General features: G+C 59.2%; 9 protein-coding genes. 2 read left to right on the top strand and 7 right to left on the bottom strand.

The features are described 5' to 3' along the window. The first annotated feature begins 504 nt into the window (after positions 1 to 504). Positions 505 to 1,536, top strand: a complete 1,032-nt coding sequence (locus HNR03_RS17120) for a hypothetical protein (RefSeq protein WP_259154777.1) — start codon at positions 505 to 507, stop codon at positions 1,534 to 1,536. 398 nt (positions 1,537 to 1,934) lie between these two features. Continuing rightward, positions 1,935 to 7,553 (top strand): putative Ig domain-containing protein, encoded by a 5,619-nt coding sequence (locus HNR03_RS17125; protein WP_259154778.1) that lies wholly within the window; start codon positions 1,935 to 1,937, stop codon positions 7,551 to 7,553. Positions 7,554 to 7,974: 421 nt separating this feature from the next. On the opposite strand, the gene HNR03_RS17130 is transcribed toward HNR03_RS17125, so the two are convergent. The 7 genes from HNR03_RS17130 to HNR03_RS17160 form a co-directional block, all read right to left on the bottom strand. Beyond that, positions 7,975 to 9,324, bottom strand: a complete 1,350-nt coding sequence (locus HNR03_RS17130; protein ID WP_259154779.1) for a TolC family outer membrane protein — start codon at positions 9,322 to 9,324, stop codon at positions 7,975 to 7,977. A gap of 2 nt (positions 9,325 to 9,326) precedes the next feature. Continuing rightward, on the bottom strand, positions 9,327 to 10,697 hold the full coding sequence (locus tag HNR03_RS17135; protein WP_259154780.1) for an HlyD family type I secretion periplasmic adaptor subunit: 1,371 nt from the start codon (positions 10,695 to 10,697) through the stop codon (positions 9,327 to 9,329). Beyond that, positions 10,690 to 12,411 carry a type I secretion system permease/ATPase gene (locus tag HNR03_RS17140; RefSeq protein WP_259154781.1) on the bottom strand — a complete coding sequence of 574 codons (1,722 nt, stop codon included), beginning with the start codon at positions 12,409 to 12,411 and terminating at the stop codon, positions 10,690 to 10,692. The genes HNR03_RS17135 and HNR03_RS17140 overlap by 8 nt, the downstream gene beginning before the upstream one ends. 279 nt (positions 12,412 to 12,690) lie before the next feature. Next, positions 12,691 to 13,581: a transporter gene (locus tag HNR03_RS17145; RefSeq protein ID WP_405046059.1), complete on the bottom strand. Its 891-nt coding sequence runs from the start codon at positions 13,579 to 13,581 to the stop codon at positions 12,691 to 12,693. Positions 13,582 to 13,694: 113 nt separating this feature from the next. Continuing rightward, positions 13,695 to 14,756, bottom strand: a complete 1,062-nt coding sequence (locus HNR03_RS17150) for an NADH:ubiquinone reductase (Na(+)-transporting) subunit F (protein WP_259154784.1) — start codon at positions 14,754 to 14,756, stop codon at positions 13,695 to 13,697. A 10-nt stretch (positions 14,757 to 14,766) separates the two neighbouring features. Further along, positions 14,767 to 15,126 carry a phenol hydroxylase subunit P4 gene (locus tag HNR03_RS17155; RefSeq protein ID WP_090183821.1) on the bottom strand — a complete coding sequence of 120 codons (360 nt, stop codon included), beginning with the start codon at positions 15,124 to 15,126 and terminating at the stop codon, positions 14,767 to 14,769. Between the two features lie 66 nt (positions 15,127 to 15,192). Further along, the gene (locus HNR03_RS17160) at positions 15,193 to 16,749 is read right to left on the bottom strand and encodes an aromatic/alkene/methane monooxygenase hydroxylase/oxygenase subunit alpha (protein ID WP_222586628.1); all 1,557 of its coding nucleotides are present in this window, start codon (positions 16,747 to 16,749) and stop codon (positions 15,193 to 15,195) included. Positions 16,750 to 16,758: the final 9 nt, after the last annotated feature.

Below are 16,758 nucleotides of genomic sequence, written 5' to 3' on the forward strand. Positions count from 1 at the left end.
GCAAATACGTCGCTGTGCGAAATCTGTAGCATTCAGCGTGGAGTTGATGCGCAGATTTCAAGATTGCCATACGGGGAAAACACAAACGCCCATTATTTGCTTGCAGACCCTGACGGTTTGGCGATGCACACGTTGTGCTCGCCGAAATCTGGTTAGATGAAAAGCTCAGTGAAATGCTCGTCCGGTACCGTTGTTAACCACAATTTTGACTTGTTAACCACCGTAGTTAACAAGTCAAAAAACGGGCTTACAGAATGGTACTGCACCTGACTGTTAACCTTGATTTACTTAGCGCACCTGGGATGTCAAAGCTCCGCATTGCTGTTCGAGCTTCGTGAAACGTCGAGTTCAGGCGTACAAAATTCAACCTCTCCATTTTTTGGCACCCTGCGAGATTAGGTTGGAGCACTGCCCCCTAGGCTCGCTGCCTCGACACCACGCGCTCACCTTGACGATAATGGGTTTGCCGACCATCGCTCATCCCATTCCCTGAGAAAAATCATCATGGACGACCCGCAGGATACTTCCGCTGAACCCACCAAGAAGTCTACTTCCAAGATGCCTGAACAGTTTGGTATCCAAGCAAGAGGCTTTGCTGATGCCGACACGGCAACACGCCTTGCCACAATCGTTGGCGAAGCCGTGCGCGCACTGGGTGGGAAATTCGATTTGAGCGGCCTCGACGGCGTAACGCTTGCGGTCGACTACAACCAAGCTTTGCTCGATCTGGATCGCGGGTACGAAACGAACAACAATCTGACCGCTACTAATTCGCACGTTGTGGGAGTAGCCATGACGCCTGGCGTTTTGCGCAACGGTACTTTGAAGTCGCACATCGTCCTAAATGCAAACCACATTTCGCCTCTTATTGACTTGGAAGACGCCGAAGGTCGAGATCATGCAATCCATATTTTGGCCCATGAGTGCGCGCATGTTGAAGTGACTAATGCGTTCGACCGCTGCTTCCCTAACGTGCTACTGAGGCAGAATAATGGGTCGATTCTTGAACAAATGCAGTGGCAAGTAATTCTTGCCGTGTGGGACGAATTTGCGGTCACATCCATTACTGCTGGTTTTGGAGAAAGCCAGACAGAAGCCTATGAAAATACGTTTATCAGCGACTTAGCTCAAGCTGACGAACGCTCCAATAGACTGATTTTGAACTACCGAGAGCATGGTTCAGTTGATCAGATTCTAGGTGAGATATACGGCTGCTACGGCGACGTTCTAAAGTTCGCTGCCTACCACTTGGGCAACCTCAAAGGTTTGGGGGTTCGTTGGCAGGACTCTGAAAAAACGGCCTCAACGCTCAAAGGTCATTGGTTTTTACCATATTTTGAGCGCTTACAAGCTGCCTGTCTCGAAGTCGAGAAAGACTATGGTGAGTGGGAAAATAAGGCCAGCTTTACTCTAATTGCGGACATCATTGATGACTTGGTTGAAAGAGCCGGCTTGTTGATAGAACCAATGGAGGATGATCGTTTCTGGGTTGATATTCCCTATACTCCTGAAACAGATCCCCTCCTCTGCAAATAACCTATGAGAATAGCTCAACTAAACGTTCATTTAGTAGAGCTATTACTCTAGATATTTCAAAGTAAACCAACTTCAGGCCTTGTCATCGACTTTTAGCCCGCCTCTAACTCCCAGCAAGAAATTCATCCCCCTCCTCTTAAACGGCCTCACAGCCCCGCCGAACTCAAATCATAGCTCCAGCGATCGTCCGCGTTTTCAGCGCATTTCACTTACAGGAAGAGCGTCAAAATAACGTAAATCCGTAAAAACTCTTCACAACCGCTGATCAGTAATATCGGTTTATTGACGTATCTCCGATGCACGGTCAAAACTTTTGCGTGTCTCTGGGTCATAACACAGTGGTCGTCGATGGAATATTGGCACCTTCTGCGATTAAAGCCTGATACGGAGATAAGCTCATGATTTTTAACGTACAAAATTTTGGCGCCAAAGGAGATGGCCTCACCGACGACACGGCGGCAATCCAAAGTGCAATTGATGCGGCCGCCGCTGCAGGCGGTGGACAGGTGTATATGCCGACTGGCACGTATATCGTTTCAGGGGGTGTGGAACCCTCCGATGGCTGCCTGATGCTCAAGAGCAACGTCTACCTGTACGGCGACGGCATGGGTGCCACCAACGTCAAAGTGGCTGATGGCTCCGACACCAAGATCACGGGGGTTATCCGCTCCGCCTATGGCGAGGAAACCCACGACTTCGGCATCAGCAACCTCACCATCGATGGCAACCGCGATAGCACCACGGGCAAGATCGACGGTTGGTTCAATGGCTTTATTCCCGGCAAAGAAGGCTACGATTCCAACGTCACCCTCGACAGTGTCGAGATCAAGGATTGCTCCGGGTATGGTTTCGATCCCCACGAGCAGACCGTCAACATGGTCATCAAAAACAGTGTGTCCCACGGCAATGGCCTGGATGGCTTCGTCGCTGACTTCCTGAGCGACAGCACCTTTGAAAACAACGTCGCCTACGACAACGATCGGCATGGTTTCAACGTTGTTACCAGTACCCATGACTTCACCCTGACCAATAACGTCGCCTACAACAACGGCGGCAATGGCATCGTGGTGCAGCGCGGCAGCGAGAACATCCCCTCCCCCAGCAACATCACCATTACCGGTGGCGAGGTGTACGGCAACGGCGCCGAAGGGGTGCTGGTCAAACTATCGAGCGATGTGACCGTCAGCGGCCTCGACATCCATGACAATGCCAGCGCCGGTGTCCGCATCTACGGCAGTAACCACGTCGAGATCATCGACAACACGCTCAACAACAACTCCCTGGGCAACCCGGTACCGGAGATCATTCTCCAGTCGTACGACGACACCCTGGGCGTGTCCGGCAAGTACTTCAACGGCAGCGACAACACCATCCAGGGCAACATCATCAGCGGCAGCAACCTGTCGACCTACGGTGTTGCAGAGCGCAACGAAGACGGCACCGATCGCAACGCCATCATCGGCAATACCATCAGTCACACCAGCAAGAGTGCCACGCTGGTCTATGGCGACGGCAGCTACGTCAGCGACACGGCGCCGATGATCACCGTGCAAGGTACGGCTGGCAATGACACCCTGTTGGGCAGCGCCGACAGCGAGATTTTCTACGGTGGTGCCGGCAACGACACGATCAATGGCGGGGCCGGTAGCGATATTCTGGTCGGCGGTGCAGGCATCGACAAACTCACCGGTGGGACCGGCGCCGACACGTTCCGTTTTGCCGCTCAGTCCGACAGCTACCGCAACGCAACCGCAAGCTTCGATGACACCGTGACCGACTTCGACGTCACCCAGGACAAGATCGACCTCGCCGGTCTCGGCTTCACCGGCCTGGGCAATGGCCGTGGCGGCACCCTGCAGGTCAGCTACAGCGCCAGCAACGATCGCACCTACATCAAGGACTACGACGCCGACGCCAGCGGCAATCGCTTCGAGTTGATTCTCTCGGGCAACCTCGCCAGCACCCTGACCGCCAGCAACTTCATCTTCAATCGGGTGGTCACCGGCACCAGCGCCAGCGACTCATTGCTGGGCAGCGATTCGGCCGACACGTTGCTTGGCCTGGCAGGTAACGACAGCCTCAGTGGTGGCGCCGGCGATGACAAGCTCGACGGCGGCGCCGGCATGGACAGCCTTTCCGGTGGCGCCGGAGCGGACACGTTTGTGTTCTCCAGTCGCCTGGACAGTTATCGCAATTACAACACCGGCGGCGCCAACCTTAGTGACGTGATCACCGATTTCGATATCAGCGCCGACAAGATCGACCTCTCGGCCATCGGTTTTACCGGCCTCGGAGATGGCAAGAACAACACGGTGTACCTGGCGCTCAACAGTGCCGGCACCAAAACGTACATCAAGTCGCTGAATGCCGACGCCGATGGCAATCGCTTCGAAGTGACGCTGAGCGGCAACTACCTGGACAAACTGACCAACGCCAACTTCGTCTTCGCCACCACGCCTGCTACGAACCACGCTCCCGTGCTGGCCACGCCGCTGCTGGATCAGAACGCGACCGAAAGTACGCCGTTCAGCTATGTCGTTCCGGCCACCAGCTTCACCGATCCGGATAACGACAGCCTCAGCTACACCGCCAAACTGGCCGATGGCAGCGCCCTGCCCGGCTGGCTGACATTCGATGCTGCCACTCGCACGTTCAGCGGCACACCCAGCGACACCGCGTCGGGCACTTACTCCATTCAGGTCTCCGCGAGCGACGGTAGCAACGCCACGGTCAGCGACAGCTTTACCCTTGCCGTGCAGGACGTGCCCGCCTCACCCACGGTGATCAATGGCACGCCGAACAACGACACGCTGACCGGCACCGCGGCCAACGAGCAACTGTTCGGTGGCGCCGGTAACGACACGCTTAATGGCGGCGCGGGCAACGACATCCTGGTCGGTGGCGCCGGGGCGGATAAGCTCACCGGCGGCGCGGGTGCCGATGTGTTCCGCTACACCTCAACACTCGACAGTTACCGCACCAGCTCTGCCAGCGTCAGTGACCAGATCCTCGATTTCGACGTGACAGCGGACAAGATCGATGTCTCGACGCTCGGCTACACCGGCCTGGGCAATGGCCTGAATGGCACGCTGCAAGTGACTTACAGCGCATCGAGCAACCGCACCTACATCAAGGACCTCACCGCCGACGCCAATGGCAACCGCTTCGAAGTGTCGATGGCGGGCAACTTGGTGAGCAGCCTGACGGCGAGTCATTTTGTCTTCGACACCCACCAAAACATGCCCAGCAATGTCGCGCCCGTGGTGGCCATTCCCCTCCTCGATCAGAACGCCACCGAAAACACCGCGTTCAATTACACGGTGACCCATGACAGCTTCACCGATGCCGATCAGGATGTGTTGGTCTACACCGCGACCCTTGCCGACGGCAGCGCCCTGCCCGCCTGGCTGAGTTTCAACGCCACCAGCCTGACGTTCACCGGTACACCAATCAGCACGGCATCGGGCAATTACAGCGTATTGGTCAAGGCCACCGATCCTTCTGGGGAGTCGGTCAGTGACAGTTTCGCCTTGGCGGTGGCCGATGCGCCGGCCAACACCATTGCCGGCACCAGTAACGCCGATACCCTTAACGGCACGGTAGATGCGGACCTGATACTCGGCCTTGGTGGTAACGACACGATCAAGGCTGGCGCTGGCGCGGACATCATCGACGGCGGCGCCGGACGCGATTCGCTGTATGGCGGCGACGGGGCCGATACCTTCCGCTACAGCAACTCGCTCGACAGCTACCGCGACTACGACGCCGGCGGCATCACGGCCACCGACACGATTTATGACTTCACCGCCGGCGTCGACAAAATCGATGTGTCGGGCCTGGGCTTTCTCGGCCTCGGCGATGGCAGCAATCACACGCTGTACATGACCCTCAACGCAGCCGGCGACAAGACCTACGTCAAGTCAGCCGATGCGGATGCCGATGGCAACCGTTTTGAAATCGCCCTCAATGGCAACTACCTCAACACCCTGACCGCCAGCGACTTCGTGTTCGGCGAGCGCGCGCAACAAGACATCCTCTACTTGCCCACCCTCGGCCAATCCAATGCGCGTCTGCTGCGCATGACGGAGGACGATAATCAGTCCGGCACATCGATGCTGGTCAATGACCTCGATCGCTACACCACCTATGACGTACGCAGCCAGTTCACCGATGCCGACGGTAACGGCATCGACATCGCGGTGGGTGGCAGTACGGTCAACGGCCTGTCGACCCTCGGCGCCGAGGAGCTCAGTTTGTGCTGGTGGTTGACCGACACCAACCAACCCGGGCCTGCGCTGTTGCGTGCCGTCGCGTTGCTGGGGGACCAGCTCACCGAACTGAAATCGATCGATAACGTCACCATGGGCATCATCTGGGGCCAGGGCGAGGAAGCCGCCCAGGAGATCGGCCGCGCCACGGACAAAACAGCGGCAGCCGCAGCCTACAAGGCCGCGACCATGAACGTGTTTGATTACCTGCATGCCCAGTTCGGCAACTTCAGCGTGTACATGATGGAAACCGGCCACTACCAAGAGGATGCGGCGAGTGCCCGGGGTTATTCGGCAGAAAAGATTGCTTCGATCGTCGAAGGGGTTGGCTATGTCCGCGCCGTCCAGGAGGAGATCGCCGCCGAGCGCACCGACGTCAAGCTGGCGGTGGACTACACCGACCTGCCCTTGCGCTATGAAGTCGATCCGCTGGTGTATCCCGATGACGTCTGGCACCTGCACGAGGAATCGGCGGAAATCGTTGGCCAGCGCCTGGCGGACTACATCGCCGGTGACCTTGGTTTTCAAGGCAATGCCAACGACAACAACAGCGTGCAGGATATTTTCGACAACGCTCAGAACCAGGGCGGGATGATCTCCGGCACCGACCAGGCCGATACCCTGGTGGGCAGCTCGGGCAACGACACACTGGATGGCGACCTGGGCGCCGACTCCATGACCGGTGGCGATGGCAACGACATCTATGTGGTCGACAACGCGGCCGACAGCGTGGTGGAAACCAACGCCTCGCCTTCGCAGATCGATACGGTGCAAGCCTCGGTCAGCTGGACCCTGGGTGCCAATCTAGAAAATCTGGTACTCACCGGTGTGTCGGACATCAACGGCACCGGCAATGAGCTGCGCAACTTCATCACCGGCAATGCCGCCGCCAACGTGCTCAATGGTGCCGCAGGGGCCGACAGCATGAGTGGCGGCGATGGCAACGACACTTACTATGTCGACAACGCCAACGACACCGTGATCGAGACCAACAGCAATGCAGTGCCGGGAGGGATCGACAGCGTACACAGCAGCTTGGCGGCCTATACCCTCGGCGCCAACATCGAGAATCTGTACATCGATAGCGCCGGCGCCGCCAATGGCACGGGCAACGCGCTGGACAACACGCTGTTCGCCGGAGCCGGCAACAATGTGCTGGACGGGCGCGAGGGTAATGACACCGTGTCTTTTGAACGCGCCCTGTCTGGCGTTACCGTCAGCCTCTCGACGTCAGCGCAACAAGACACCGGGGGCTCCGGGCTCGACACCTTGAAGTTCTTCGAAAACCTGACGGGAAGTGCCTACGCCGACAATCTGTTGGGCAACAGCGCCGCGAACGTTCTGAACGGTGGTGCGGGCAACGATACGTTGGTGGGTGGTTCGGGCGATGACCGGTTGATCGGCGGTGCAGGCACCGACACTCTCACCGGCGGCACTGGCGCGGACACCTACGCATTTGGTGCACTGTCGGACATGGGCGTCGGTGCTTCACGCGATGTGATCAACGGCTTCAAGAGCATCGAGGGCGACCATCTGGATTTCACCGGCCTGGACGCCAACCCGCTGACCGCCGCTGTTGACGCCTTCACCTTCATCGGCAGCAACGCCTTCGACCCTGCCAACGCCACCGGCCAACTGCGCTTTGCCGACGGCATTCTCTACGGCAGCGTCAACGCCGACGCCACCCCCGAGTTTGAAATTCAACTGGTAGGCGTCAAGGATCTGCACGCCAGCGACTTCACCGCCTGAGTCAATCCACAACCGGAGGGAGCGAGCCGGCCCGCGATGACGGTGGCCTATCCAGCATGGATGCTGACTGACCCACCGCTATCGCGAGCAAGCCCGCTCCCACAGGGGTTTGCTGCGCTCGGGAAATCGGAGACAACCACAAATCAAAATGTGGGAGTGAGCCTGCTCGCGATGACGGCGGCACATCCAGCGTGGATGCAAGCTGACCCACCGCTATCGCCAGCAGGCTCGCTCCCACAGGGGTTTGCTGCGCTCGGGAAATCGAGGACAACCACAGATCAAAATGTGGGAGTGAGCCTGCTCGCGATGACGGCGGCACATCCAGCGTGGATACAAGCTGACCCACCGTCTTCGTGAGCAAGCCCGTTTTCAGAGGATTAGGGTCGCAGACCGGCGTCAATCTCTCCCCCCGCTTCATTCCTCAGAACAGATTTTGCACCTGTTCCAGTACCGCACGGTTCATCTGGCCGGTGTGGGTGTGCAGGCTGACATAGCTTTGCAGCATGTCGAGCTTGGTGTTGAGCAAATCTCGGCGCGCCTGGAACACCCGCTGCTGTGCATCAAGAATATCCACCGTTGACCGCACTCCCCCCTGGAAACCCTTTTCCGTAGAGGTCAGCGCTCGCTGATTGGACTCCACCGCCCGCAGCATCGCCTTGCTTTTGGCGAATCCGGCCACCACGCCGAGATAGTCGGTCTCGATGTCTTCGGCCAATTGTTGGCGCTGTACGTCGTAGTCGGACTGGGCACCGGCCACTTGCGCTTCGGCCTTCGCCACCGAGGCGCGTACCGAACCGCCGCGATACAGCGGAATGTCCAGCTGAACCCCCACGTAATAAGAGTCCTGCCGCGGGTCCTGCTCCTGATACTGACTGGTTTCCCGGCGGCTGAGCTGGGTGGTCAGCGACAACGTCGGATAATGCCCGGCGCGCTGGCTGTCGGCCTGCGCTTCGGCGACTTTCACCGCGGCCAACCGGGCTGCCAGCTCGGGGTTGGCATCATGGGCAATTGCAGTCCAGTACGGCAAATCCCGCTCCGGCGGAATCGGGTTGCCGGTGGGCAGTTCTTCGCGCATCGACTGGATGTCTTCGATGGCAACACTGGCGCGACCGGACAACGCCCGCAACGCAGCCACGCGGCGAGCCTGGGCTTCAGCCTCCTGGGCTTCGACGAGATCGAGCCGCGCCTGGGCTTCATCAATGTCGGTGATCGCGCCCTGCCCGCCCTGGTAAAGTTTTTTGCTTTGCGTCACCAACCCATTGATGGCGGTCTTTTGCTGGGCGATCAACTTGATCTCGTTCTCGGCCCGGGCGACATCGAAGTAGCCTTTGGCAACCCTGTCGTACAAGGTCTGGCCGGCAACGTCGAATAACTGCGTACCCAACTGCCCCCGTGCCTTGCCCTCCTGATACGCGGCCCAGCGCCCTTTGTCGTAAAGCGGTTGTTGCGCCGCCAGGGTGACGTTGTTCGCTTGGTAATCGTTACTGTTGACATAGCTGGTGTCGCTGCCGCCATCGGTACGACCGCCGTAGCCATAGCGCGACGTCAGCGACACTTGCGGATAGAGGCCGCCGCGGCCAATCGCCTCTTCATGCGTCGACGCATCATAGGCATGAGCGGCCGATTGTACGGTCGGGTCGTTGATGCGCGAGGCATCGTACGCGGCGGTCAGGCTCAGCGCCTCCTGGGTCGCCCCGGCAGAACTGATCGCCCCCCAACCGGTACACAGACTCAGCAACAGGCGTGCGCTATAACGGAACCGTACGGTCATGCTCATTCCTCTTTGAAGGCTGCGAGCAAGCGTTCGCGTAAGGGTTTCATCAGGTAGTTCATCAAGGTGCGTTCCCCGGTGACCACCGTCACATCAGCCAGCATGCCGGGACGCACCAGCAGGCCAGCGGCCTGTAGCGAGGCCACGGTGTCGGCGGGAATTTCGACCTTGGCGGAAAAGTACGGCTGGTGAGTCTGTTCATTGATCAACTGGTCCGCCGACACTGTGGTGACCGTGCCGATGACGGTCGGGGTATCCACCCGTTGCAGCGCCGTGAAATGCACATGCACCGGCAGCCCCGGACGCAACTTGTTGGCCATCAACGGCTCGAAACGCGCGGTAATCGCCATCGGCGCATCCAGCGGCACCACCTGCATCAGGGTTTGACCGGCCTGCGCAACGCCGCCGACCGTATGAATGCTTACGTCCATGACCTGTCCGGACGCCGGCGCACGGATCGCGCCGTTGTCGACTTCAAACTGAAAAGCATGGATCTGGTCAGCAAAACCTGACGCCTCGGCAGAGACTTCGCTGAGCTGAACTTCGGCGTCGCGGCGAAACTCCTGTTGCGCCTGCAAGGCTTTGAGCCGACTTTCATTGATCGATTGGCGAGTCCTGCCGACATCGCCGACCCCGGAGGCAATCTGCCCGGCCAATTGGGCGGCGTTGCGCTCGGCCTCGAAGAGTTTGTTGCGCGGCACGTAGCCCTCACGTGCCAAATCACGCAGGCCTTCCAGCTCCTGCTGCTGGAAGCGCATCTGCGTGTCGTAGTTGCGTTTGACGCCTTCGTAGCCGAGCAATTGCTGCTGCAACGCTGCGGCTTCGTGTTCGATGATCTGCAAGCGGCTGCCCAGTTCAGCGCGACGGGTCACAAACAATTGGCTCTGCAATGCCATGGCGGCCTTGACCCGCGGTTCCTCGGCATGTTCCAGCAGTTCGGCGGGCCATTGGATATCGGCTGAACCCAGGCGCTCGGCAATCAACCGGGCCTCGACGCTGCGATCGTTGAGCAGCTTGCCCCGGGTTACGTCCAGTTGTGACTGCGCCTGCACCGTGTTGAGCTGCACCAGCAACTGCCCTTGGGTGACGCGGTCGCCGTCGCTGACCAGCAGTTTTTCCACCACGCCGCCGACCAGCGACTGCACCGCTTTGCGTTCGCCCGCAACCACAACGGTGCCGCTGCCCACGACACCTTGGTCGAGCGGCGCCAGACATGCCCAAAGCAGGAACCCGCCGAGCGCCAGGACCAGGAATCCCACGCCATAACGTGCCGCACTCACCGCGTCGGTATTGGCGCCGGGCGGTGTTGCGTTGCCACGTACGCTTGGCCTCTGCTCGCTGTACGTTGGTTTACCGGGGGTCAGATCATGCATCTTCGCCAGTCTCCTTGACTGCTGCCGGTTTGGGCCCCGGGATCAACGCCTTGAGCACCCGATCCCGTGGACCGAATGCGTGTTGAGTGCCGTCCTTGAGTACCAGGATGTGATCGACCACCGCCAGCACATTCGGCCGATGGGTAATCAGCACCACGGTGCTGCCAGCTGCCTTGAGCGCACTGATGGCCTGAACCAGTGCCACTTCGCCTGCTTCATCGAGATTGGAATTGGGCTCATCGAGCACGATCAGCGACGGGAGTCCATAGAGTGCGCGAGCCAGGCCGAGGCGCTGCTTCTGCCCGCCGGACAATCCAAGCCCGCCGGGGCCGAGCGGCGTGTCGTATCCCTTGGGAAATCTCAGGATCATTTCGTGAATGCCCGCGTGACGGCCGGCGGCGATGATCTTGTCGGCGTCCTGTTCACCGAAGCGGGCAATATTGTCGGCCACACTGCCGTCGAACAGTTCGATGTCCTGCGGCAGATAGCCGAGGTACGGGCCCAAGGCGTCGTGAGACCATTGACTGATCTCGGCGTCGTCGAGACGCACCGATCCGCCCATGGCCGGCCAGACCCCGACCAGCGCCCTAGCCAGCGTGGATTTGCCGCTGGCGCTGGGGCCGACGACGGCGAGCACGTCACCTTTGACCAAACTGAAGTTGATTCCGCGCAGGATCGGTTGCACGGCTCCGGGCGGCCCAACATGTACCTGCTCCAGACGCACCGCGCCGGTGGGCGGCGGCAACGGCATGCGCAGACGGTCGCGCGGGTGCTGGGCAAGGAGTTGGCTCAGGCGCTGATAACTCTGGCGGCCAGAATTGAATTGCTTCCACGAGCCAATGGCGATTTCCACGGGGGCCAGGGCGCGCCCCAACAGCAGCGACATGGCGATCATCATGCCCGCTGACAACTGGCCTTCGAGCACCAGCAACGCGCCCAGGCCCAATGCCAGCGATTGCCCGGAAATGCGCACGAAACGGGTCGCCGAAGTGATACGCGCGCTACGGTCGCTGGCATGCGCCTGGGCCCCGACGATGCGTTGCTGCAGCAGGCTCCAGCGTTGGCGCAATGGTCCGAGCATGCCCAAGGCCTGGATGACTTCGGCATTCTGGAACGTGCTGTTGACGTAAATCGACGACTGCACGCTCAGTCGATTGGCTTCGCCCAGACGCGTCCGGGTCGCCAGCTCGCCCCACAGTGCCAGACCGATCAGCACCAGGGCCAGCACCAGCGTCAGCACGCCGAACCAGGGGTGAAAAATGAACGCCACCAGCAGAAAGATCGGCAACCAAGGCGCATCGAGCAACGCAATCAGGCCCTGGCCGGTGATCAACTGCCGCAGCGTCGCCAGATCGATCAGCACCTGCGCCGGGTTGGCGTTGTGCTCGCGCAGGCTACGGGCGAAGGCAGCGTCGAAAATCCGCTCGCCCAAGGCATCGTCCAGCCCCGCGCTCATGCGGATCATCACCTCGCCGCGTACCCACTCGATCAGCGCGCTGAACATGAACAGTCCGAGGGCGATCAGGGTGAGCATGAACAAGGTGGTTTCGTTGCGGCTGGTGAGAACCCGGTCGTACACCTGCATCATGTAGAGCGAAGGCACCAGCACCAGCAGGTTGATCACACCGCTGAACAGCGCCAACGACCAGAACACCCGGCGATAGCTGAGTAAGGCGGCATCAATGTCATGACGCGGATCAAGAAGCAAACCCATGGAAACTCGCTCGTAAAAGGATTAGTCGGTCCAGGACGCAATCCATCGCGAGCGCTTTGCCAAAAGAGAAATCACTGAATGCAGTCTGACGTGCGGCTATCAGAGACGATCCTCGTCGCTACAGGCGCCAACAACTGACAACGCATCTACGGGTAAGTGCCGGTTCTACGGGCTGGGTATTCAGGCGGGGTGACGGGCGGGAATACAGACGGTTACCTGTTTCTCGTTCAACAGCTCAAGAGTTTGAGGTACCCAGCCCGGTGGGCTGGGCATACAGGGTTAAAAAGGGACGGTCAATTTCATCCAGTAGGCATTACCTTCCGCGCGGTTACGAACCTGGGTCTCCTGCTCCCACTTGGCGGTTAAAAACCAGCCTTTATCGCTCGTATATTTCACCGAAGGACCAATCGCTATCGCCCTGCCCTTGTTGTCTTTGACCGTTTCACCGTTTTGTCGGTCATCCGTGGTCTGGTAATCCACGTAGCCCCCCACGCCGACCACCCAGCCGTTACCCAACCCCCAACCGACTGCGTAATCGGCGTGCAGCTCGGAACCGGAAAGGTAGTCGGTCGCGTTATTGCGCTGGTTGAAGTCATACATGATTTTGGCATCGACGTTGAGCCCGTTCGGGTCGACGTAGGACACGGCTGCCACCGGCTCAACGACCCAGTAATTGCGTCCGATGTTCGCCAGGTCGCCGCGATTGTATTCACCCGACGGCGCGATGAAATCCAGGGCAAAAATACTGTGTAACTTATCGCTGTAATGGTAGCCGAGCGCCGGCCCGAAGATGATGTCGCCCAATCCCTGTTTACTCTGCGACTGACCGTTGAGTTCAACCTTGAGGTCCACCAGCGGCACGATGGCGTGAAAGGCCAGGCTTCCTCCCAGCACCTGCTGCTCGGTGACCCAGATCAAGCGGGGTGCCACTGAGTTGGCCCTTACCCTGAAGTCCACCGGCACTTTCTCGCCATGATTGCCGCGCAGTGAATCGGCTTCGTAGTGCCCGACGTAGAACTGCGAATACAAGCCCGGTGGCGGCATGGCGCCGGACATGTAGTTTTCTGCCCCCATCGGGTACGAAGACCCACCGCCTTCGGTGGCATGCACGCCAGCACTGGCAGCTGCCAGCAGGCTCAATCCAGCATGGCACAGATGATTCGCACGCATTGTTCGCGATACAGCTTTCATAGGTTGATGACCTTTTGTTGTTTTTTTAGGCAGCCGACACCCTGCCGACCGTCGGGAGGTCAGCCAGGGTCGGCAGGGTGTTGCGGGTGAACTCAGATGCGTTTGAACAACGCAGAACGGGTGGTTTCGCTGTCGCCATCGGCGGCGCTGTAGAAACGCTCCATGAAGATGTCGCGCTCAAACAGTCGCCCTTGCATCAGGCACGTGATCGCCGAATCGATCATTATCGGCGGACCACACAAGTAGGCTTTACGACTGCTGAAGCGGCCCTCGAAATGCTGTTTTGCAGCGTCATGCACGTAGCCCTTGAAGCCGGTCCACTCGGCATCCTCCACCGCTTGGCTGAGCGCGGGCACATACGTGAAGTTGGCGTGGTCGCGCGCCAACGCCTCGAACAGCTCATGGTTATAGAGCTCGGCCCGGTTGCGCGCGCCCTGGAACAGCACGATCTGGCGGGTATCGCCTGTCTCCAGCAGGTCGAGAATCATCGATTGCGGGCTCGACAAGCCGGAGCCGCCAGCGATGAACATCAAATCGCCGCTTTGCGAGGTGCGCACGAAGAACTGCCCATACGGACCGGACAGCTCCACCGCGTCACCGACCTTCAAGTCATCGTGAATCTTGCCGGTGGCCAGTCCGCCCTCGACCCGGCGCACGTGCAATTCGACTTCATCGGCGCGGCTCGGCGGGTTGGCCAGCGAAAATGCCCGCGTGCCTTCAACCCCGGGTAATTGCAGATTGATGTACTGCCCGGCCTGGAACGCCATCGGCCGATCAAGCTTGAGGTGCACGCCCTTGATAGTGGGCGACAAATCCACCAGCGCACTGACCACGGCGCGGTAATCCTCGACCGGATGCCCGAGAAAATCCGGGTCGGCGTCGATATCCGCCTCGATCACCATGTCGCTTTGCGGAATCGCACAGCACGCCAGAACCTTGCCTTCGTCACGCTCGATGTCCATCAGCGCAAAAGACGAGGCCGCGCCCAGATCCGCCTCACCTTCAAGAACCTGGACTTTGCAGGTGGCGCAGGTGCCGTGACCGCAGGCGAAGGGCAGCCAGACGCCTTGGCGCAATGCCGCCTGGAGGATGGTCTGGCCCTCCTCCACTTCAATTTGTTCGCCCGTAGGTTCGATGGTTACTTGGTAGCTCATCGCCGTGTCCTCAGTTGAAGCTGCCGGCAATGCCGTTCAAGCCAGGGGTATTGAGATGCAGCAAGCTCTTATGGTCGATGCCGTTGGCGATCAGGCTCGCGCTATTGTCTGGAGCAAACGGCTGATCGTTCAGGCGCCACAACGCTTGGCTGAAATCAACCTTCGATGCGTCCGGGTGCTGGGAAATCGAGGGTTTGACCACCTGTTCGATGAAGTCAGCGAACGGCATCGAAGGTGGCAACGGAAAGGTAAACGGCGCACAAAACATCAGGTGTTTTTCCCAGCACAGGTACACCAGTTGCAGGCCATGAAAGTTTTCCTGGCGATCCAGGGGTTGGGCCTCATAGGCCCCGATGGAAGTCACGGGCATGATGTTGTCCTTCTTGTAATGTGGGGGTTGAAGCGGACCGACAGGGGCCCGCTTGCGCACAAGGCGTCAGCCGGTCTTGAGCAGGTCCGGGTCAACGGGCGTTGAAGGCGCGCTGTTGCGATCGTTCGGGTGCCAGTCCTGCCAGCGTCGATGCTCGGTGGAGCCCAGGTATTCGAAGTTGTCCTGACCGGGGTTGATGTTGTAGTAGTCGCGTACCACCGACTCGACATCGCCGCCACCGCAGTTGCCTTGCAGAATCTGGTGCACCGGCAACCAGGCCTGGATGTACTTGGTTGGCTCGTACTCGAAAATGTCGCAGCAACCCTGCGAGCAGAAGTGATAGCGCTCGCCTTCGTGCTCGACACTGCGATGGCTGAGCGTGGTCTGGTCATCCGGCTCGCCGAACGACAGCGGGATCTGGCAGATCTGGCACAGCATCGGCAGGGTCGGGTTGTAGAACCGCTCACCCTTCTCTTGCAGCGCACGCCAATGCTCGAAGCGCGGGCGGTAGATCTTGTCAAAGGTGTCCGGGTATTTTTCCGAAAGCCAGTCCAGCTCCTCGTCGGTCGGCATCCAGGTGTGGAAGTTGGTCGCCTGGCTGTACTGGTAGAAAATCGACCAGGCCTGATGACTGACATGATCCTTGGCGATATTGGCTTCTTCGACATGCTTGGGTGGACGAATGCCGTAGCGCTCCAGGTCTTTGAACAGCGCCCCGCCCGCCTCTTCGAAATACACGCCCCAGGCTTCGGACCAGGACATCACTTTGTTGGGCAGCATGTAGTCCATCATCATCCCGACCAGCGTCAGCAGGCGGTAACCGCGCCAGAACCACTTGTCGATCCAGCGTTGGATGATCGGCACGTTGTCTTCGTGCTGCTCCAGAAGGAACTTGATCACCTCCAGCCCCAGGGTCATGTGCCGGGCCTCGTCGGACTGCGCGGAGAAGCCAAAGGTCACCGTGGCCATATCACCATTGAACGCTGCGCCGGACATGAACGGCACGAACAACAAGTTGGTCAGCACATACTCGAACGAAAACGAGATCGCCGTGAGGAACTCGAACGGACCGGCCGTACGCGCATCTTCGAAGAACGACTTGGGCACCGAGAGAAACCACACGCGGTCGTGCATATGAGCGAAATCATGCAGGCCGTTGAAGTGCTTGTTGTAGTGGCTCATCGCATGAATCTGCGTCTGCACATGGCGCAGCTCATCGATCGCCTGCATCTGGCAGGCAATGCGTGCGCCAGCACCGCTGAATTGCCGACCGACCCGGGCGAAGCCCTGATAAGCCTGATATTCCAGCGGCGTAACGCCCGACAGGAACAGCTTCAATGCGTTGACGTAACGGGCGTCCGACAGCGTGGTATGGCCGTTGTTTTGCGAGAACGCATCGAAGATCGCGTAGAGCTTTTTCTCTTTCTCGGCCTGGTATTTCCAGTAGGTGTCCATGGTCAGGCGGAACGGATCTTCCCACTTGTCCCAATCGGTAATCTTGATCCCTTCAAAACGTTCGTGCGGGTAGATGTCCTCGTGGGTCTGGTAGCTCGGCTCCCAGTCCAGGTCACGGGTCATGCAGCGGTATTTTTCTTTGGCATTAAGGCGTTTTTTCACGGCCATGATGGCGCT

Source organism: Pseudomonas sp. JAI111, assembly GCF_024809425.1.
Classification (GTDB): Bacteria; Pseudomonadota; Gammaproteobacteria; order Pseudomonadales; family Pseudomonadaceae; genus Aquipseudomonas.